Below are 19,669 nucleotides of genomic sequence, written 5' to 3'. Positions count from 1 at the left end.
TACTTCTTGTTCATCGGTGCGGTACTTTACCTTAAACTTCCTTCAGATTCCACCTCACAGTGGACACCCTTGTCCTCGGCTCATGGTTCCGACTACTACGGCCCATAGCGGACTTTCACCGCCTAGCTAATACCCATGCCGGGCGCACTACCAAAAACAGCACCGGCCAAATTTGCTGGTGCTGTTTTCATCTTTATTTTCCCAAATTATCGGGAATTTAATTACATTTCGTCTGGTGCTTGGATATCCAGCAGGTTCAGAGCAGACTTCAGGACGTTACTTACCGCCTGCGTCAATGCCAACCGGGCTTGTTGACCTTCATTCTTGTCCAGGATCCGGGTGTGAGCGTAGTACTGGTTGAACTTCTTAGCCAGTTCCAGTGCGTACTTAGCAACAACGGATGGGTCGTAGTTGAGGGCCGCCCGCTTGATTGCTTCGCTGTATTGACCCAGGAAGCTGATCAGTTCCCATGCAGAGTCGCCGACCTTGGTCAGGTCAACATCGCTGAAGTCACGGATGCCACCCTTCCGCAGGATACTCTCGGCCCGGGCACGTGCGTACTGAACGTATGGACCAGTTTCACCTTCGAACTTGACAACGTCTTCCAGCTTGAAGTTAACTGCATTCCGCCGGTAGTTCTTCAAGTCATGGAAGATCACGGCGCCGACACCAACCTGCTTAGCCACTTCATCAGCGTTCTTCAGGTCTGGGTTCTTCTCGGCAATCTGCTTCCGCGCCAGGTCGATGGAATCGTTCAGAACGTCTTCCAGGGAGACCACGTTACCCTTACGAGTAGACATCTTCTTCCCGTTCAGGTTCATCAGACCGAAGGAAACGTGGGTGATCTGGTCCCACCAGTTGAAGCCCATTTCCTTCAAGGCCATCCGTAATTGACGGAAGTAAGTCTCTTGGTCAGCCCCCACAACGTAGATGGACTTAGCAAAGCCGTACATCCGCTTTCGGAAGAGGGCCGTTGCCAAATCACGGGTGATGTAAGTCGTCGTCCCGTTAGACTTGATGATCAGCAATGGCGGCAGCTTGTACTTGTCGAGGTCAACGATCTGAGCCCCCCGGCTTTCCTTAAGCAGGCCCTTGTCTTTCAACAGTTGGATTGGTTCTTCCATCTTTTGGGCACTGAAGGCTTCACCATTGAAGGAGTCAAAGTGCACGTTCAGCATGTCGTAAACCCGTTGGAAACGTTGCAAGGACATCTCACGGAACCAGTGCCAAAGCTTCCAAGCTTCTTCATCACCGTGTTCCAGCTTGGCAAACCATGCCCGACCTTCTTCGGTGTATTCTGGGTGCTCATCGGCTTCGGTGTTAATCCGGACATAGAGCTTAACCAGGGTGTCAATTGGGTCTTCCTTCAAACCCTTTTGGACTTCTGGTTCGTCACCCCACATCTTGTAGGCCGCCATCATCTTACCGAACTGGGTCCCCCAGTCACCAAGATAGTCGATCCGGATCAGGTTGTAGTTAACCTTTTCCAGGATCCGGGCAACGGATTCACCAATCATGGTTGAACGCAGGTGCCCCATCCCCATTGGCTTGGCAATGTTAGGTGAAGAGTAGTCGATCGGCACATTGGCCTGGTGACCCAGATCCAGGTCACCGTAGTGCTCAGGGTCGTTCAAAATTTCCTTCAAGACGTCGGAACCAACCTCGGCCTTGTCCAGGAAGAAGTTGATGTATGGGCCGGCGACAACCACCTTGTCGAAGCCTGCCTGATCGATCTTTTCTACCAAGTCGCTGGCGATCATCTGGGGAGCCTTGTGCAGGGTCTTAGCTAAGAAGAACGTCGGGAAGGCGTAGTCACCATTCTTAGCATCCTTTGGCCGTTCAATCTTGTCCGTGATTTCGGCAATATCCATCTCTGGTAATGCTTTTGAAAGCGCGGTTGCAACTTTTTGCTTTTCGTCCATAGTATTCCTCCTTATATCAAAAAACGTCCCTAATAAGTCCGTAACTTACTAGAGACGAGTTCATTTCCCGCGGTACCACTCTAATTGAATTAGAATTCCACTCTTAATTATTAAACTATACCTACAAGGCACGCCTTCGTAATCAATGCATTTCCTAACTCACACCATCATAGGATCGCTGTAAAGCACGTGATTACTACTACTCCTTGATTATCAGCTTTAGCACTGTTTTATTATAACAAAATCTAATCTAATTACAAGGAAAATCGCTGATCGACCTGCCCGCACCGATTGTATGCTAAAATCAAAGTATTAAGAAATAGTGAAAGGATGATGTGAATGATACAACAAGATATTCAAGCATTGACAATTGCCGGGCACGATTCGGACGGCAGCGCTGGCATGCCCGCCGACCTCCACGCCTTCTTCGTCGATGGGGTCTATGGCCACGGTATTCTGACCGCGGCCGTTGCCGGCAATTCATACGACATCACCGCCCAAGAGGTCATGCCCAAAGAATTCATTGCTGAACAGTTTCATCAATTGGCCCGTGACTTTCAGATTAAGGCGGCTAAGACCGGGATGCTGGCCAACGATGACGTAATCAACGTCGTGGCGGACCATTACGATTCCCAGACGTTTGGTCCCCTGGTGGTCGACCCGGTTATCATCACCAAGCACGGGGCAATGCTCTTAGCTCAATCCGCCTATGAGCTTTTCCGGGAGCGGATTATTCCCCTCGCTAAGGTAATCACACCAAACTTCTATGAGGCCCAGAAGCTGGCTGAAATGACGATTAATAATCGGCAAGACCAACTCACCGCGGCCCAGCGACTCCAGAAAATGGGCGCCAAGAACGTGGTGGTCAAGGGTGCTCACAGTGATAACGCCCAAGATTCCGTCGATGACCTGGTTCTCCTAGAGGATGGCAGCCACTTCTGGACGTCCAAGCCGTTCATCAAGACCAGCCGGCTTAATGGGACTGGGGACGCCTTCTCCGCCATTATCGCCGCTGAGCTTGCCAAGGGTCAGGATGTCCCAAGTGCCGTCCGCCGGGCCAAAGATGCGATTTATGCCGCCATCGCCAATCCGCTGACGGTTGGTCATAAGTTTGGCCCGATCAACCACTGGGCCGCCCAAGCTGAATTAGGAAAGGAAGCCGATTAAAATGCTTGATGAATACACTCATAAGGTCGTCCTGGTTGGCGACGGGGCGGTGGGCTCCGCTTTCGCCTTCTCGCTGCTCCAGTCAACCCACGAAATTGACGAACTGGTCATTGTTGATCGAAACCAGCAAAAGGCTACCGGCGACGCTGTTGACCTGGCCGACATCACCCCGCTGACCAGTCCGGTTCGGGTGGTGGCCGGTAATTACCAGGACGCGCACAACGCGGATGTCGTGGTGATCACCGCCGGCGTGGCCCGCAAGCCCGGCGAAACCCGCCTGGACCTGGTCAATAAGAATGCCGCTATCCTGAAAACCATCGTTGATCCCATCGTGGCGGCTGGCTTCAAAGGGGTCTTCGTCATCTCCAGCAATCCTGTCGACATCCTGACGACCCTTACGCAACGGCTCAGCGGCTTCCCTAAGGAACGGGTCATTGGAACCGGCACCTCGCTGGATTCAATGCGGTTGCGGATTCTTCTCAGCCACCGTCTCCACCTCTCCGTCAATGCCGTTGACGCACAGATACTTGGTGAACATGGCGATACCTCGTTTGCGGCCTTCAATGAAATTACCATTAATGGCAAGCCGCTCGCTGAACGAGTCCAGCTCACTGACCAGGATAAGGAAGAGATCGAAGATGATGTGCATAAGGCGGGCGGCCGGATCATCGGCAACAAGGGTGCCACCTTCTACGGGGTTGCCAAGTGCCTTGCCTATATCACCAGTGCCATCATCGAAAACCGCAATGTGGTCCTGCCAATCTCTGCTCCGCTGGAAGGCCAGTACGGAATTAACGGCATCTATCTTGGCTTACCGGCAGTGATCAACAGTCAGGGAATCGGCCAGGTGATCGAGTACCCACTGACCGTTGACGAACAGGCCAAGATGACCCATTCGGCAAAGGCCATGAAGACCGTCCTCGATAGCATTCAACTCTAATAACCAGCAAAGCCCCGGACAGCTCCGGGGCTTTTTGAGTATAAAAAAGCAGGAGCCATAACTCCTGCATCGTAAGCGGGTAACGAGAATCGAACTCGCGACGCAACCTTGGGAAGGTTGTGTTTTACCACTAAACTATACCCGCATAAAACTAGCTCAATTAACTTACTAAGCTAGTATATAACTTTATTGACTATTTGTCAGCCTTTTTTGTCGATTTCTTGCTAGTTTTTTTCTTGGCAGTCGATTTGGTTGACTTAGACTTCTTATCGTCCTTCTTTTCATCAGCCTCATCATCGTCCTTTTCCTCACGAGGAACGGCCTTGATCATCTTCGCTTCTTTTTGGCGAATTACGGCCCGGCCGTTCAGTTCATTAACCCCGCTCTTATCAGATGGGTCAAAGTCCTGGATCGAAATCATAATTGAATTATTGTAGACTTTTTCAACGACACCGGAGAAGTCGTGCTCCATTGGCCCGAACTTCTTGCCCTTTACAACGTCACCAATTTCGAAATCAGCCACTAAAATTCACCTCATTATAGATTCGTTTGCAATACATGATACTTTACACTTTCTGATAATCTTTTTCAAGTCAAATGTCCGCTGGTGTCGAGCTATCGGGAATGCTAAAATTATAGAAAAGGAGTGAATTTCAATGTTACAAGTGATTGCTATCTTTACAACCGCCCTTTTAATCATCGCCAATTTAGGCGGAAATAAAGCCAAGAAAGAAAAGCACGTGACCGACTGGCTGATCTTCGCCCGGTTATGCTTCTTTGTCCTCTTAACTGTTTCTATCATTAAGCTGATTCTGACTTTTCCCCATGATCTGTGGATTGGCCTCATAATTATTATCTACTTGATTCTTGTGTACGCTTTTATGGAGACAACTTTTCGCTTAAAGCGTGAGACGTTTGGCAATCCCAACCGTTCCTACATGGTGATTTTTGCTCTGGTAATCGCCCTTGTGGCAGTCACTTTATGGTTCTGAAAAAAATTTAAATTAATTTTGGAAAAAGCCTTGCAATTATCTGGAATTTGGATATAATAATTTATGTTGTCTGGTTGAGAGATAACAAAACAACTTAATAAGTTGATGCCCCAGTGGCGGAATTGGCAGACGCGCAACGTTCAGGTCGTTGTATGGGTTTCCATGTACAGGTTCGAATCCTGTTTGGGGCATTTTTAATTCTTCGATGTCTTTATATCTTCGCAAAACGTTGATATAAAGACATTTTTGTTTTTGTAAAAACACTGAAAAACGTATTTTTTATCGCAAGTGCGGAAAAATATTGAGCTTCTCCCCAGCATGTGGCCGTCTGTTTAGGCGGCTTTTTATTTTGCCCTGCGACAACTAGTTCGGAAAATGCTCTTCTCCTCTTTTAGGGCGTCAGCAATGTAATCAAAAAGAAGATGCACCCTCTACGATCCATCCCCTTCGTCTAATCTTTAATTATTTGTCATCGAGCCGTCTGGATAAACATTGACGCTTTGAGCGGTGCCAGTCATTGTCCCTTGTGTTGGATCAATAGCCTTAACGAAATAAGAACCATCATCGTTACGAATCGGCTGACCAGTGTCTGCGTCATACATTACGGTCCAGTGGTAATTACCATTACCATCGCCATACTTTGCACGGGCGGCGGTTAACGCTTGATCAGCATTGTTGATGCCGCCCTGCTGCGAGCTTCCCTGTACTTGCTGCTGATTACTGTTATTACCATTATTAGATTGAGCGGTTGCATTCTGGCCATTGCTGCTTTGCTGGCTAGTAGCACTACTATTGGACACTTGACTACTACTATTAGATGAAGACTGTTTGTCTTTACTACTTTCACTAGCAGCCTTTTTATTTGCTTTGTGGTGCTTAACTACTTTGGTAGGCGTAATAGACGAGCTACTGGCTGCCTTGTGTGACTGCGATGTCAGATTATTGCACCCAGCTAAACTAAGCCGGGCCAATATCGTGACGCAATCTAAACCTAATCTTTTCATTCTAAAATACCCCCAATAGTAAACATTACAACTATATTATGCTCCTATTCGGGGGATGGTGACGACTTAAATAAATATAGTGATTAAGTAAATAAGATGATCAATTATAAACATGATCTTTTCATGTAATCTGAGCGATCAGCAAAGCTCTCATATTTATCAAAAACACGTATTAAACATGTGTAATCGTATTGATATACGTGCTTAATACGTGTATTATATAAGTGTCGAAGGGAAGTGAACAATTTGGTACAACGACGCAAGGTTGAAAAGAAATTCAAAGACAATGGCTGGTACCTTGTCAGACACGGTGGCAATCATGACATATGGTCAAACGGCAAGATTAAAACTCAGCTACCACGTCACCCAAAGTTCAGTGACAAGCTCTACAACGCTTTAATAAAGAAGTTCAACCTGAAGTAATCGAAGCAAGGCTCTTAATTGAGCCGAGCTTTTGTGTACCAAATTTAAGGAGGTCCACACTATGGATGAAATTAAAGTATTTCCAATTATTATTACTAAGGACGAAGACGGCACCGACTACCCATACTTTGTCGAAATTCCAGATATTGATGGTATGACTGAAGGAAAGTCTATTGCCGATGCTATGGAAATGGCCAAAGATTATATTGGCACCTACTCTCTTGAGGGAAAGCTGCCGGAGTCTAATACTAAATTGCCCGAAACAAAGAATGGGGCTATCGCTACTCTGGTTACTGTTAATGTCTCAGAATATAAACGCAAGCACGATAACAAGGTAATCAAAAAGACCATTACCATTCCTAACTACTTGAACGAATTAGGGAAAGAGAATGGCATTAACTTTAGTGAAGTAATGACTACGGCGCTAAAAGAAAAATTAAACGTTTAATTAGGATAAGTAATATAAGTCCGGTAGATATTATTCTACCGGGCTTTTTGTTTTATCCGTGTGCAACAGATATGCATCAAATTGGGAATACATCTTTATCCATCCCCCTGATCGCGCCAAAAGTTATCATGTAGATCTGATATAATTAACGCAAACACAATGAAAAGACTGTGAACATTTTGACGAAAAATAAACTATACGACATCGTGATGGCCATCCTCGCCCTGGTATCTATCTTCTTGATTATCTTAAACTTCGGCGGCGTGATTAACCTGAACACCGGCTACCCTGAGATGCTCAACAACATCCTTTTAATCATCTTCACGATTGATTATTTCGGCCGCCTCGCTCTTGCTAAGGACAAGCGCAAGTTCTTCAAGAACAACCTCTTTGATCTTTTGTCGATCATTCCAGTATCGCCAGCCTTCAATATTTTTCGCCTCGGCCGCCTGACCCGGTTCTTCCAGATTTTCCGCCTGCTGCGCCTGATTGGGCTAACTGGGAAGCTCAACCGCCTTCTCCATACCAACGGGCTGATCTACATCATCTACACCAGCATCTGCATCCTGGTCATCGCCGCATCGATGTACTCAATCAGCGAGCACGTTCCCTATGGGCGCTCCCTCTGGTGGGCCATTGCCACGGCAACTACCATCGGTTACGGTGATATTTCGCCCCACACCCTCATCGGCAAACTGGCCGCCATCTTTCTGATGATTGTTGGTATCGGGATCGTCGGCGTGCTGACCAGCTCCCTAACCAACCTCTTCATTCATGATCATACCGAGGACCAGATGCAAAAAATTTTAAGCAAGCTTGATCAAATTGAGAAAGCCAACCGGGAACTTACCGCCGAAATCAGGCAGCTCAAAACTAGCCAAAACAAAAAGATGAAGTGATCTCGAAACATCACTTCATCTTTTTCTTATCTATCAGCTGAATCATCGTCCCGTACCCGGTAACCACCAGGAACTTGGGAGCAACTTGGACGTTGGCAACATTCGTGGTAAAGCGAACATTGACCACCCCGTCGGCCCCCTTAGCCGTTGCCCGCGATTTGAGTTTAGCCTCAACATCGCTGAAAAGCTGGTCCATTGACTCAAACGCATCAATTTCATTGCTTTGCAGCATCAAATGACTCGTCGCGTTGACGATTCCTAGAATTCGGTGGGCCTGCGGAAAAGCTTCTGTTGATAAGAACATCTAATCACCTCATGCCTATTATACACAAAAGGACGCAGGTACAATACCTGCGTCCTTCAATAACTCACGGAAGGAATCTTGCCACTTTGCACTGGAACTAATTACATTTCATTTTCTTCTTTGATTCTAAACTTCCGCAAAGTCGCACTTATTACCACTGCCAAAGTGCACCCTGGTGACCTTATTACAGAACTTAAACGAACTCAAAACTTTAATCGATATTTCTGGTCACACTTATGTTGCTTCTAGCCTACTCCGTAACTTCCTTCGGCGCTTTGATCTAGTGGGAGGTGCCATGACGAATCATGTCCTCTTTCGTTTTTTCTTTCCTTCCACGTCTTTAATATACCATTTTATGGAAACGATTACAACTATTATTTTAAATTTTCAATAGCGCTGCCATCGCAATAATATTATTAAGGGCATGCAGGGCAATGGAATTCTTCAGCGAGCCTGACCGGCAATAGACGTATGCCAGCACCATCCCCATAAAACAGTAGGTAAGGAAACTGATAATGTTAGTGCTGATATGCGCGCACGAGAAGACCAGCCCCGACAAAACCACCTTAGGCCAGAACCAGTTCGGCTTAAAGAAGAGGTTCGTCAATACCCCGCGGAAAATCAGCTCCTCGGCTACCGGCGTCAGTGTACAGGCCGAGATGGCGAAAACCACAGTCGCCAATTGATTGTGGTTGAGCATCTGCGCAATCGCCTGATTATTTGCGGTCTGCGTCTGATGAAACAGCAACGCATTCAATTGCCCAAAAAAGGCCATTCCAATTACCAAGACGAAGTAGCCGAGCACTACCAGCCCGATGCGCAAGCGGCCCCCATTCGGCTGGTTATATTGCTGATAAAGGCGCCGCGCCCAGCCGATGATAAAGGCAAACATCATCAAAAAGATTGCCACTAGCAGGATGGTCAGCCAAAAATTATTTGGATGCCGGTTGGCAATTGAAATCGCTACCGGCGGCAACTGGATCAATAAAAACAGGATCAGCATGATGCCGACCCGGTAGATGAAATTAAAAATATTTGCAAGCTTACTCATTTTTTCGCTGCTCAGCTTCTTTCTCCCGTTGTTTACGCAACCGGTGGTAACTACGCTTGGCCGTCACCCGGGTCACCCACAGGTTGGCGCCGACGAAGCCCACTACCCATAACAGGTACATCAGCCAGCCGGAGATAACGTGGGTGGCCGTCAGCCAGACCAGGACTGCGAAGATAACGAAGGTTGGGAGGATAATTTTAATTAGGTATTCTACTTTCAATCATCTTACCTCTTTTTTCCACCTAGTTTACTAAAATTGAAAAGGGATCACAACCCAAACGGCTGTGATCCCTAACTTGCTTATTCAATACTGTTACCTGCTGACTCGCTCATCAGGAGGCCCCAAAGTCAGACTACCGGACCCGGGCCGTACTCTGCCGTTGCACCAGCTCCACTGGGAACCGTTGAATCTGTTCCTGCTCTTGGTCAGAATGGATCTTATTCAACAGCATCTTAGCCGCCCCGATCCCTAGGTCCATGATCGGCTGGCGGATCGTCGTCAGTTGAGGTGAAACGTACTCATCCAAGTAAATATCATCATACCCCATTATGGAGATCTGATCGGGTACCTTGGCCCCGCGTTCGCGCAGACCCCGCATCAAGCCGATAGCCATATCGTCGTTACCGGCAAAGGCCGCGGTCACCCCAGCTTTGATAACCGCCGCCGCCGCATCGTAACCGCCGCGCCGGCTGAGCGGGGCCTTGATGACGTTATGCGCCACGTCAAGCTCGATATGGTTCTTCCGCAGGCAATCCTGAAACCCGGTCAACCGCTGGGTAAAGTTCTCGCTCAGTTCATTCGGCTCCAGAATGGCAATCTTCTTATGGCCGAGGTCTGCTAGGTGCTGGGCCGCCAACTCGCCACCGCGGTAGTCGTCGGTCAGTACCCGAGTCCCCTCCTGAGCATAGTTCTGGTCAAAAAGGATGTACGGAACATCGCGCGCCCCAATGATCCGGTTGATCGTATCAGTCGTCATGGTGGCACTGGCGATGATCAGGCCGTCAATCGACCGCTCGAGCATCTGCGAAAGGTAGTTCTGCTCCAATTCAGCATTGCGGTCAGCACTGAAAATCAGCGGGATCATCCGTTCATGCTGGGCAACGTGCTGGACCCCCTCAACAAAGGTTCCGAAGAAGGGACTGCTGATGTTGGGCACCAGGACCCCGATCATGCTTGATGACTGCCGCAAGATCAAGCTCCGGGCATTAAAGTCGGGCACGTAGCCATATTCGTCCCGCAGCTTAAAAATCTTGTCCCGGGTCTTTTGGCTGAAACGCTCCCCCTTGCCATTCAGAATCTGTGACACCGTTGTTACCGAGACCCCGGCTAACCGAGCAATGTCGCGAATTGTTACTTTTTTCCCCATTTTTGGATCCCACCACTTTCGTTTATTACCATTAACTTTATATTAATTTGGGGATCGTTGCAATTAATCTTCAGGAAAAATATCCGCAAAAATCTGCTGAGCGGTGGCCATTTGGGTACCCCGGAAGCGCAGGTAATCGATCTGGGCCAGGAGCACCTGGTATTCCCACAGGGATGACAGGTCGTGTTCATTGAAGTAGTGCAGCACCAGCTGGATCCGGTCAAGCTGGGCAATTTTGCCGGTAAAGTCATCGTTGCCCTTATACTTTCTTGTCCCAATCACCACCGGCAAGTCATTAGAATAGGAATCCTGCAGGGCATTCTCCAGCAGGTTGCCGCTGGTAATCGCCGGATGTTCATCCAGAAATTTTTGCACACGCCAAACGTCAAAGTAGTGGTAACGGTGGGCCACCTTGGTTTTCTCCGAAACTGTCGTCAGATAGTCAGTCTGTTTGAGCACCGCTTGAATACTACTGATCCGGATCACAATCAGGCCGTTGATCTTGCCATCCCAATCAATGCTGATTAGCAGGCAAAACAGCTGGTCCATCCCGACCACGAAGCCAACATTAAAGTAATCATCCCCCGGCAGGTTATGAACCTCCACCAGGTATCCCTGCTGCTTGGCCAAGGCCAACCGTTCGCGGACCGTGTTTTCTGCCATTTTTGTCATTTTTCTTCACCTTACTATTTAATATTTTATTTTCGACCGGGTGTTAATCCCCCAGCGGCCGGACTTTTGCAATTATTAAACGATCAATAAATCATCCTTCCTACTAAATCTAGCAAAATTTACCATAGGAATCCACAACATTTTGTAGTAAGATGGTTTTTGTGTTATTAAAAGTAAAGAGGGGCCATCATGGTGATTATTACAGCAGGAATGATTGGTGTCGGCAAGACTACACTTACGGGAAAGATTGCCGAACACTTAAACACTAAAGCATTTTTCGAACCAGTCGGTGAAAATCCCGTTTTGCCACTGTACTACAAAGATCCGAAGCAATACGGTTTCCTGCTTCAGATCTACTTTCTAAACAAGCGGTTCTCGATGATCAAGCAGGCACTGTCTGATGACAATAACGTCCTCGACCGTTCTATCTACGAGGATGCCCTGTTTACGCGGGAGAACAATGCGGAAGGTAACATCACTGATACCGAGCTCGAGGTATACCTTAACCTTCTCGATAACATGATGAAGGACTTGCAACAGCTGCCAAAGAAGGCACCGGACCTCATGGTTTACTCCGAGACCGATTTTGAAACGATCCTCTACCGGATCAAGAAGCGGGGCCGGGACTACGAGCAGATCGACAACAACCCAGAACTGAAGGACTACTACTACAAGATGTGGAGTGCCTACAAGCAATGGTACAAGGATTACGATGCTAGTCCAAAGATGAAGATCGACCTGGAAACCTATGATTTGGAAGACCCGAAGAACGTCGAAACCGTTCTGGGAATGATCGACGAACGACTGGCTTCCATTCGTTAATATATTAAAAGGCTGAGAATAATTCTCGGCCTTTTTTATTTAAAAAATATTCGTCGTCCCAGCTCAATCAGGCCAGCTGAACCCGCCCCGCTAGCAATCGAGATAATTGTTGGGAAATGATGATGACCCGCTTTCCTATGTGCGGGCTTGGGATGCCGCATACTTTTCGGCACCTGGCTTTCGGTCACCTTAACCTTAACTGGTGACTGGTGCCCGCTCTCTGATTGACGGGGCTGATGATCATACCGGGTTAACTGGTAACCTTCAATTAGCTGGTTCAATTTTTGCTCATACTGGGGATCAGTTGCGTACCGCCCCTGCAAAGCATGGGTAGCCTGGCGGTAGGTTGGCGCATTCTGCCGATGGACGCCGCGGTAGAGCGGTGCCTGAAGAGTTTGCGCATAGTCCTGCAGGGCCTCGTAATCGTTTTGATAGCGGCGAAAATTATCGACAATCATGAGGTGCCGGCCATCCTGGTACTCTCCGGTCACCTGACTGGTAGTCTGACCCGCAAAGTAGCCCTTCACGCCAAAAAGATTGTGAAATGGGGCCCGTCCCAAGCGGCTGTTTCCCCAGTCGCTTTCCAAGGCGGCCTGAGCAATGATCACCGAAGGATAGAGATCATATTCGGCCCCGACCTGTTGCGCAACGGTCGCCAGCCGATTAATAAAGAGGCGCTGGCTGTTCGTCGGCTTTTGAACCGCGTAGGAGCCCTGGTCAGCCGGCAAATCCGTTGTCGGCGGCAGTGACTGTCCTGGATCAAACGACGACACAGCGGGCACTGGCGACTGAGTTGGGGGCACCACCGGGCTGGCAGCAGCGATCAGTTGCTGACCCCGCTCCCAGCCGCGTTGGTAGGCAACTTCCACCAGATTACTCCCTCCTGGCGCCCGTCGATAACCCTGCTCAGCATCAGCCACCCCTTGTCTGAATACCTGCTCATAGGTCGTGCTGAGCTGGTGAAAGGCCGCCAGAAACTCATCAGCGTAGGCCGGGCCGCGTTCCTGGATCTCCTGCTCATCAGCCGGCACCTGGTCAACAATCACATGTTCAGCTTCCTGACGGGGATTGTCCAGCGTGCTGGCGATCCCCGTCACCCCTGTATTGGCAATGGTCAGTGCCGCAACCGTCCCAATTATAAATGGCTTCTTCATCGTTAATCTCCCCCTTTTTTCGTCCTCTAATAACTAATTACGGGAAATCAATGAAGCCACGTCTTTTTGCGCCAACAAAAAAGCCCCAGATTGCTCTGGGACTCATATCTAGCTAGTAAACAATTACCGGCTCATTGACCTGAAGATCGTGGTAGGCGGTGCCGGCATCACTCGGGTGCATATTGGCGCAACCATGCGAACCGCCGGTGGCAACGTTCCCGCCGCTCAGGTAAGCCGTCTTTGACCAATTCTTCCGCCAGCTGGCGTCATGGAAGCCACAGCCGCTGTCGGTGAACTGGGACCAGTACTGAACCTTGCTGGCGTAATTTGAGCCATCGCTGTTCTTACCGCGCAGCACAGATGGTGACTGCTGGTACATGATGTACCAAACTCCCTTTGGCGTTTCCTGCTCGGGGTTGTTGGCCCCCGTTACGACATCGGCATCGAAGACACACTTGCCGTCACGGTAGAACCAAGCGTGCTGATCCGAGATGGAAAGCTCGGCGTAGGTGTCGCCCAGGCCATCATTGCTGGTGACCCCATAACCGGTACCGCGGGTATTATAGCCAATTCCATAGATATCGTGTGCAGCACTAACCTCTTTCTTACCATCAGCAAGCGCCTGGGCAAGAGTCTGGCCCGCTTTTTCGGGACTGATCTTCCAGCCGTAGCTCCCCTTGCGATTGGTGGTAATAACGTTGCCGGCGTGGGTCTTGAACTTGAAGGCCCGGCCCAGCGTCGCTTGAGAACGATTGATCTGCTTGATCTTGCCGTTCACCGCAGCAGTGTCGAACTGGTACTTGCCATTCTGGTAGGTTGCCTTGGAAATCACGTCAGCACTGGTAAAGTGATATTCCTTATTCTCAACTTTGTACTGAACGCTTCGTCCGGTCAGCTTTTGCAGCTGCTTCTTTTCGTTCTGCACCGTGGCGCTCTTAGTTGATAGCGGCTGCGAACGGTGAGCTGTCAGCCGCACCGTTCCATTGGCCGCCCGCTGCTTGAACTGCCGCAACAGGTCCGCCTGGTCATACTGGTTACCAGCCTTGCCGGCTACCAGCTTCACTTGGCCGTGTTCAAGGACGGCATAGGCATCAACCTGGGCCCGCTTTCCCCGATTCATCTGCTGGGTACGGTTAACAACTGCTTGGCGCTTAGCTGCGGACTGCGGATCGTTCTTGATCTGATCGGTCCATACCAGCAGATTTTGCTGCTTGCCAGAAGGGAAGAAGGTCACTTGCTTTTTAAGGGCCCGTTCAAACGCGCCGCGATCCCGGCTGCTGATTCCGGAAGACGTGGCATTGCCGCGGTATATCAGCTGCCCATTCAGGTAGACCTTATTGGCCCGCTTGGTGTTCTTTACCTTGCCATATGCCTGCTGGGCGTTCATACCGCCAACCGGCACCCCGTTAATCGTCACGTTGCGATTAAAGTGGGTGTGCTGGTGCCAGGACATCCCGCCCAGGATCACAATTAGCAAAACAACAACTGTAGTAATCAAATATTTGAGTCTTAGTTGCATTTTAGGATTACTCCTATCGTCAAAATAATGGTGTTGCCACCTGATAAACCAGATTATACTAGCTTTTAATTATTTTGCCATTTTTTTAGTTGCAATTGAAAAATCCGAACACCTACTGGCATCCGGATTCTTGCAAGATTAAATTTCTGGATAACTATTTTTCTTAACGTCCAGCTTCTTATTCTTCATATCAGTCTTCACAACCGTAACATCACAAGGTGCTTCACGAATCGTATATGCAGCGGTCGAACCAACGATTAACCGGCCAACCACGTTCAATCCAGTGGCCCCGATGACGATCAGGTCAATGCCGTTTTCGGTTGGATAATGTTCTGCCAGTTCAAGCTTGGCATTACCGATGACAACGTCGGTCTTAACATTCTTAATGCCAGCATTTTCAGCTTTCGTCCGATAAGCGCCAAGCCGTTTCTTCATTACTTCAACCGCGGATTCATAGATACTGTGGTCTACGAAACCATACCCGCTCGGGCCGGTGGTTGGGTAACGCTCACCATTGATCACACTCAATAAGTGGAGCTCGGCATTATTCTGCAATGCCACCTCGACGGCCTTGTTGAAGGCCATGTCTGATTGTGTCGAACCATCAATTCCCACGAGGATCTTTTGATAACTCATAAAAACACCTCCAAAATCAACTATCTGCTACACCTTTATTTTACCACAGCAACAAAAATGTGCATTAGTCAGTCACTAAATTATTAATGGCCTCCATGTAGATTGCCATCGACTTAATCAGGTCGGCAACCGGCTGGTACTCGTTAGCCTGGTGCATCGTGTTCGGCGTCTGCGGCATCAGGGCGCCAAAGGCAACTCCCCGTTCCATCAGGCGGCCATAGGTGCCCCCGCCGACCACTTCCGGCTTCGCTTCGGTGTCGCCGGTTTGATCAATATAGGCCTGCATCAAGGTCTTGACGATTGGATCTTCTGGATCAACGTAGTGCGGCTTTTGCGATGCACCCTGGGCAACCGTCATCCCGAGCTGGTCAGTAACCTGCTTGACGTTGGCCTCAAGCTCATCCGGAGTAATCCCCTTAGGGAAGCGGAAGTTCATATCAATGTCGGCGCCGTTTTCCTGGTCAAAGTTCAGGATTCCGGCATTCATCGTCAATTCACCCATGACTGGATCAGTGAAGGCCCCATCGAAGCCGTCCATCCGGGTATCGAGGTGGAGGTACTTGCCCAGGAAGTGGATGAAGCTCTTAGCACTGGCCGCAAATTCATACTGGTCAAGGAACTTGGCCAGGTAGGTTCCGGCGTTAATCCCCTGTTCCGGTTCCATCCCGTGGGCGGCCTTCCCGATTACCGTCAGCTTCAGGCCGGCCTCGGTTTCCTCAGCGGTTCCGGAGATCGGGTTGTCATCGACAAACTGGGCAAAGGCCGTTGTCACTGCCTGCCGGTCAGGAACCGTTACTACGGCCACGGCCTCGCGTGGTACCATGTTGAAGCGCAGACCGGAGTGAAAACTCTTCAGAACATATTGGTCACCGTTGGTAGCTGTGGCGCCAATCTTCAATGATACCTGCCCCTTTTCACCGTTGATTACGGGGAACTCGGCATCGGGTGAGAAGCCCATCGTTGGGGCTGGTTCAACCTCAAAGTAACGGTGCATCCCGGTCCAGTTGCTCTCCTCGTCAGTCCCGACAATAAAGCGGACCCGCTTGTTAAAGGCCACTCCCTGGTCCTTGAGGTACTTCAAGGCGTAGTAGGCTGCCATTCCCGGCCCCTTATCATCGGAGGCGCCACGACCATACAGGTTGCCATCCTTGATCACCGGATCGAACGGGTCGGTGTCCCAACCCTTGCCAGCTGGCATGACGTCCAGGTGGGCTAAAATAGCCAGGGTTTCGTCACCTTCCCCCCATTCAGCATAGCCGACCACATTATCAATGTTCTTGGTGCGGAAGCCATCCTGCTCCGCCATCTCCAAGAAGGCAGCCAGGGCCTGGGCCGGCCGGGGACCAAGTGGGTATTCATCGGTCGCCGCCGAGTCATCCCGGACACTCGGAATCTTCATCAGGGCCGTCAAATCGTTCAGATAATCTTTTTCCTGACTCTGTGCCGCTTTTAACCAGTCTGTCATTTTATTTTTCCTCCAATTATTTAATTTGTTAGAATAATGATACCATTAAAGTGTCGATTACAAAAATCGAAATCATTTAGGAAGTGTTTTTTATGGAAAAGTTAACCGACCAAATTTTGCATGATGTCATCAAACCACGGCCTGAGCACAGCTTCAAGGGCACCTTTGGCAAGGTTACCCTTGTCGGTGGAAACCGCAACTTCGGCGGTGCCATCATCATGGCGGCCACTGCAGCAGTTTGTGCTGGTGCCGGACTAGTCACCGTTTGCACCGACCAGAGCAACTCTGGCGCCCTGCACTCCCAGCTTCCCGAGGCCATGTTTGCCGACTCCACCGATGACGATCAGGTTGCCAGCCTCGTTGCCGCCGCAACAACAGTCGTGGTCGGCCCCGGGCTCGGCGATGATGACCAAAGTTTACACATCCTTAAAAACGTCTTCGCCCACATCCGTAGTGAGCAAAACATGGTTATCGATGGTTCGGCGATTACCCTGATGGCCCGTGAGCACTTAACCGCACCGCAGGGCAATATCATCTATACGCCGCACGAGATGGAGTGGCAGCGGCTCTCTGGCATCAAGATTGCCGACCAGACGCCGGAGCGCAACCGGGCAGCCCGGGACCAGCTCGACGCGACGGTGGTCCTCAAAAAGCACCACACCGAAATCTACGCAGCTGACCAAACCTACCAGCTGACCATTGGAACCCCGGCCCAAGCTGTTGGCGGCATGGGCGATACCCTGGCCGGAATGGTCGGCGGCTTTGTCGCTGAGTTCCACCAGAACCCATTGAAGGCCGTCTTAGCGGCGGTTTACGCCCACAGTGCCATTGCCGAAAACATTGCCAAGAATCAATACATCGTCCTGCCCCATCAGATCAGCCGGGCCCTGCCGGTCTTCATGAAGAAGATGGAGAGCGCCGGCCAAGAGAAGCACATCGGCTTCTTGGACTAGTTCCATCCAAAAAAGCCTTGTGGTTGCCAAATCAGCAATCACAAGGCTTCTTTTATTTAACGAATATGTAACTTCCGTCGTAGGGCTGCCGAACGGGCTCCGATGATCCGGTCAGCCAACCGGTACTTGAGCGCCAGGTAGAGGTAAACTCCGACCCCAACCACAACTCCTGGAATCAAGGAGAAGAAGGCCGTGAACCGCCCGTACGGACTAACCAGGCTGCCAATTCCCAACATGACCAGTTTGGTTAAGATAAACATGATCAGGGAGAAGCAGAGGATCTGGTTCGTCGGCTGAGCCATCTCAGCAAAGTGCATGTTGAACTCCATGTTGAAGGAGTGCAGGATCAGATAGTTGACCACGAACATCGAAATGCAAGTAGCCACCAAAGGACCTAGACCCTCAAACGCCCAAATACATGGCAACTGGATGATCAGCTTGACCAGCAGGCCGATCCCCAGGAACTTCATCATCCGCTTGTTTTCTGAAATTCCCTGCATCATTGCCGCGGCAACGGTGTAGAGCCCCATCGGAATGGAGACAAATGAAGCGAACTGGAGAACCGTAACCCCGGCCGGGTCGTAACGGTAGAAGACCGTGTAGACCTGCTGAGCAACGGCTGCCATCCCCAGGGCCGCCGGAATCATCACGAAGTAGAAGAGCAGCAGAACATTTTCAATCTGCTTACGCATCCCCTCCTGATCGTTCTGGGCCCGGGCCGTGGCCAGCAGCGGAATGACTGTGGCCGCCATGGCGGAGGCCAAGGAGATCACAATCATGTAGAGCTTGTTGGCGTTAAATGAGAAGAGAGCATAGAGAACCGTGACCTGGTAGTGAGTGAAGTTTCCCACCATCGCCATCATCCGTGAGAAGGTGAACTGGTCGATCAACTGATACAGGGTGATCCCCGATTCAATCACGATGAACGGGATAGCCTGATAGGCAATCTTGAAGACCAGGCGGCCGGTTGAGACTTCGGGATCGGACACACTGTTGGCAACCAGTCCATTCATCTCACTGAGGTGCCTTAACCAGGCAATCCCCAGGACGATGATCGCCCCAATCGCCCCAATGAAGGCGGCAAAAGTTGACTGCGTGACCGCGGATACCCAGCTGCCGTGCTGGATCTTCATGATGAAGTAGGTTGCAGCCAGCATGTAGATAATCCGGAAGAGCTGCTCGACAAACTGCGACATCGCCGACGGGGCCATCCAGTTATATCCCTGCAGGAAGCCCCGGGTGATCGCCATTCCGGGGATGATCAGGACCGCCCAGGCGAGGGACCGGATGACCGGGATTACGTTGGGATCGCCGTTATCCATCAGCGACGCCCCAAACATCATGATCGTGGCACAGATGACCCCCATCGCCATGGCAACATACATTCCAGAGTGGTACAACCTTCGACTAACCCCATATTGGTTGATCCCGTTGTAGTGGGCCACCAGTTTGGAGATGGCTGAAGGGATTCCCGCGGTTGCCACCACCAAGAAGAGGTTGTAGATATTATACCCCTGGGCAAACAACGCGTTGGCCTCGTTACTGTATGCACCAAACCAGGTTACCCATGGAATAACGTAAAGGGCCCCCAGAATACGTGAAGCAATACTTCCGGCCGTCATCCATGCTGAACCGCTCAGCATCTTCGACCGGGCATCATTTTGCGGTGCGGTACTACTTAAATCATTATGTTCTTCATTCATGACCTGTAATATCCTACCTTTATTCTTTTTATTGAGCTGAGGGAATTTTCCCCGTCCCCAAAGCATTTTATCTTGTTAAAACATAACACAATCTTAATTATTCTATCGTGAAGCGGAAACAGGTGCAATTCGTTTCCGCTTTTTTAATTTTTATTTAATGATGTTTGGCCGGAAATCCCGTGACTTTAGTCATGGGATGGATAGGCCCCTTTAGCGCCCGTTAGGGCG

The 19,669-nt window shown here is 49.9% G+C and carries 21 protein-coding genes and 2 tRNA genes; 9 read left to right on the top strand and 14 right to left on the bottom strand.

What is annotated here, in order from left to right; all coding sequences use genetic code 11:
- Window positions 1–221 precede the first annotated feature (221 nt).
- Window positions 222–1,922, bottom strand: a complete 1,701-nt coding sequence (gene argS, locus QOS10_RS06760; protein WP_283594659.1) for an arginine--tRNA ligase — start codon at window positions 1,920–1,922, stop codon at window positions 222–224.
- A 339-nt stretch (window positions 1,923–2,261) separates the two neighbouring features.
- On the opposite strand from argS, the gene thiD reads away from it, so the two are divergent.
- Entirely contained in the window at window positions 2,262–3,089 is an 828-nt protein-coding gene (thiD, locus tag QOS10_RS06755; RefSeq protein ID WP_283594658.1) for a bifunctional hydroxymethylpyrimidine kinase/phosphomethylpyrimidine kinase, read from the top strand.
- A 1-nt stretch (window position 3,090) separates the two neighbouring features.
- Entirely contained in the window at window positions 3,091–4,029 is a 939-nt protein-coding gene (locus QOS10_RS06750) for an L-lactate dehydrogenase (RefSeq protein ID WP_283594656.1), read from the top strand.
- Between the two features lie 74 nt (window positions 4,030–4,103).
- Here QOS10_RS06750 and QOS10_RS06745 read toward each other — a convergent pair.
- Window positions 4,104–4,174 (bottom strand) — tRNA-Gly (locus tag QOS10_RS06745).
- 48 nt (window positions 4,175–4,222) lie between these two features.
- Window positions 4,223–4,552: a hypothetical protein gene (locus QOS10_RS06740; protein ID WP_283594653.1), complete on the bottom strand. Its 330-nt coding sequence runs from the start codon at window positions 4,550–4,552 to the stop codon at window positions 4,223–4,225.
- Window positions 4,553–4,685: 133 nt separating this feature from the next.
- Between QOS10_RS06740 and QOS10_RS06735 the strand changes: the two genes are divergently transcribed.
- Both QOS10_RS06735 and QOS10_RS06730 read left to right on the top strand, forming a co-directional pair.
- A complete protein-coding gene (locus tag QOS10_RS06735; RefSeq protein ID WP_283594652.1) occupies window positions 4,686–5,021 on the top strand; it encodes a hypothetical protein in 336 nt (111 codons plus the stop codon).
- A gap of 107 nt (window positions 5,022–5,128) precedes the next feature.
- Window positions 5,129–5,212: transfer RNA gene (locus tag QOS10_RS06730), tRNA-Leu, on the top strand.
- 267 nt (window positions 5,213–5,479) lie between these two features.
- Here QOS10_RS06730 and QOS10_RS06725 read toward each other — a convergent pair.
- A complete protein-coding gene (locus QOS10_RS06725; RefSeq protein WP_283594651.1) occupies window positions 5,480–5,821 on the bottom strand; it encodes a hypothetical protein in 342 nt (113 codons plus the stop codon).
- Window positions 5,822–6,262: 441 nt separating this feature from the next.
- On the opposite strand from QOS10_RS06725, the gene QOS10_RS06720 reads away from it, so the two are divergent.
- The 3 genes from QOS10_RS06720 to QOS10_RS06710 all read left to right on the top strand — a co-directional run bounded on the left by QOS10_RS06720 (window position 6,263) and on the right by QOS10_RS06710 (window position 7,795).
- Window positions 6,263–6,448: a type II toxin-antitoxin system HicA family toxin gene (locus QOS10_RS06720; protein WP_283594649.1), complete on the top strand. Its 186-nt coding sequence runs from the start codon at window positions 6,263–6,265 to the stop codon at window positions 6,446–6,448.
- A gap of 61 nt (window positions 6,449–6,509) precedes the next feature.
- Entirely contained in the window at window positions 6,510–6,896 is a 387-nt protein-coding gene (locus QOS10_RS06715; protein ID WP_283594647.1) for a type II toxin-antitoxin system HicB family antitoxin, read from the top strand.
- 179 nt (window positions 6,897–7,075) lie between these two features.
- Window positions 7,076–7,795: an ion transporter gene (locus tag QOS10_RS06710; protein ID WP_283594646.1), complete on the top strand. Its 720-nt coding sequence runs from the start codon at window positions 7,076–7,078 to the stop codon at window positions 7,793–7,795.
- A 10-nt stretch (window positions 7,796–7,805) separates the two neighbouring features.
- Here the strand turns inward: QOS10_RS06710 and QOS10_RS06705 are convergent, their stop codons facing one another.
- The 5 genes from QOS10_RS06705 to QOS10_RS06685 form a co-directional block, all read right to left on the bottom strand.
- Window positions 7,806–8,099 (bottom strand): heavy metal-binding domain-containing protein, encoded by a 294-nt coding sequence (locus QOS10_RS06705; RefSeq protein WP_283594645.1) that lies wholly within the window; start codon window positions 8,097–8,099, stop codon window positions 7,806–7,808.
- A 379-nt stretch (window positions 8,100–8,478) separates the two neighbouring features.
- Complete coding sequence (locus QOS10_RS06700) at window positions 8,479–9,150, bottom strand: CPBP family intramembrane glutamic endopeptidase (protein WP_283594644.1); 672 nt, start codon at window positions 9,148–9,150, stop codon at window positions 8,479–8,481.
- Window positions 9,143–9,370 carry a hypothetical protein gene (locus QOS10_RS06695; protein WP_283594643.1) on the bottom strand — a complete coding sequence of 76 codons (228 nt, stop codon included), beginning with the start codon at window positions 9,368–9,370 and terminating at the stop codon, window positions 9,143–9,145. The genes QOS10_RS06700 and QOS10_RS06695 overlap by 8 nt, the downstream gene beginning before the upstream one ends.
- A gap of 133 nt (window positions 9,371–9,503) precedes the next feature.
- The gene (gene rbsR / locus QOS10_RS06690) at window positions 9,504–10,517 is read right to left on the bottom strand and encodes a ribose utilization transcriptional repressor RbsR (protein WP_283594642.1); all 1,014 of its coding nucleotides are present in this window, start codon (window positions 10,515–10,517) and stop codon (window positions 9,504–9,506) included.
- A 63-nt stretch (window positions 10,518–10,580) separates the two neighbouring features.
- On the bottom strand, window positions 10,581–11,189 hold the full coding sequence (locus QOS10_RS06685) for a hypothetical protein (protein WP_283594641.1): 609 nt from the start codon (window positions 11,187–11,189) through the stop codon (window positions 10,581–10,583).
- Between the two features lie 189 nt (window positions 11,190–11,378).
- On the opposite strand from QOS10_RS06685, the gene QOS10_RS06680 reads away from it, so the two are divergent.
- Window positions 11,379–12,011 (top strand): deoxynucleoside kinase, encoded by a 633-nt coding sequence (locus QOS10_RS06680; RefSeq protein WP_283594638.1) that lies wholly within the window; start codon window positions 11,379–11,381, stop codon window positions 12,009–12,011.
- Between the two features lie 35 nt (window positions 12,012–12,046).
- Here the strand turns inward: QOS10_RS06680 and QOS10_RS06675 are convergent, their stop codons facing one another.
- The 4 genes from QOS10_RS06675 to pepV form a co-directional block, all read right to left on the bottom strand.
- Window positions 12,047–13,165 carry a glycoside hydrolase family 73 protein gene (locus QOS10_RS06675; protein WP_283594636.1) on the bottom strand — a complete coding sequence of 373 codons (1,119 nt, stop codon included), beginning with the start codon at window positions 13,163–13,165 and terminating at the stop codon, window positions 12,047–12,049.
- 112 nt (window positions 13,166–13,277) lie between these two features.
- Window positions 13,278–14,684, bottom strand: a complete 1,407-nt coding sequence (locus tag QOS10_RS06670) for a L,D-transpeptidase family protein (protein WP_283594634.1) — start codon at window positions 14,682–14,684, stop codon at window positions 13,278–13,280.
- Window positions 14,685–14,822: 138 nt separating this feature from the next.
- A complete protein-coding gene (locus tag QOS10_RS06665; RefSeq protein WP_283594632.1) occupies window positions 14,823–15,320 on the bottom strand; it encodes a universal stress protein in 498 nt (165 codons plus the stop codon).
- A gap of 64 nt (window positions 15,321–15,384) precedes the next feature.
- Entirely contained in the window at window positions 15,385–16,785 is a 1,401-nt protein-coding gene (gene pepV / locus QOS10_RS06660; RefSeq protein ID WP_283594631.1) for a dipeptidase PepV, read from the bottom strand.
- 92 nt (window positions 16,786–16,877) lie between these two features.
- Between pepV and QOS10_RS06655 the strand changes: the two genes are divergently transcribed.
- Window positions 16,878–17,738 (top strand): NAD(P)H-hydrate dehydratase, encoded by an 861-nt coding sequence (locus QOS10_RS06655; protein ID WP_283594630.1) that lies wholly within the window; start codon window positions 16,878–16,880, stop codon window positions 17,736–17,738.
- Window positions 17,739–17,794: 56 nt separating this feature from the next.
- On the opposite strand, the gene QOS10_RS06650 is transcribed toward QOS10_RS06655, so the two are convergent.
- Complete coding sequence (locus QOS10_RS06650; protein WP_283594629.1) at window positions 17,795–19,441, bottom strand: putative polysaccharide biosynthesis protein; 1,647 nt, start codon at window positions 19,439–19,441, stop codon at window positions 17,795–17,797.
- Window positions 19,442–19,669: the final 228 nt, after the last annotated feature.

The organism is Limosilactobacillus galli, from assembly GCF_947381495.1.
GTDB classification, from domain to species: domain Bacteria; phylum Bacillota; class Bacilli; order Lactobacillales; family Lactobacillaceae; genus Limosilactobacillus; species Limosilactobacillus galli.
Note: the sequence above shows the minus strand (reverse complement) of the source record. Positions and strands in the feature narration are given on the sequence as shown.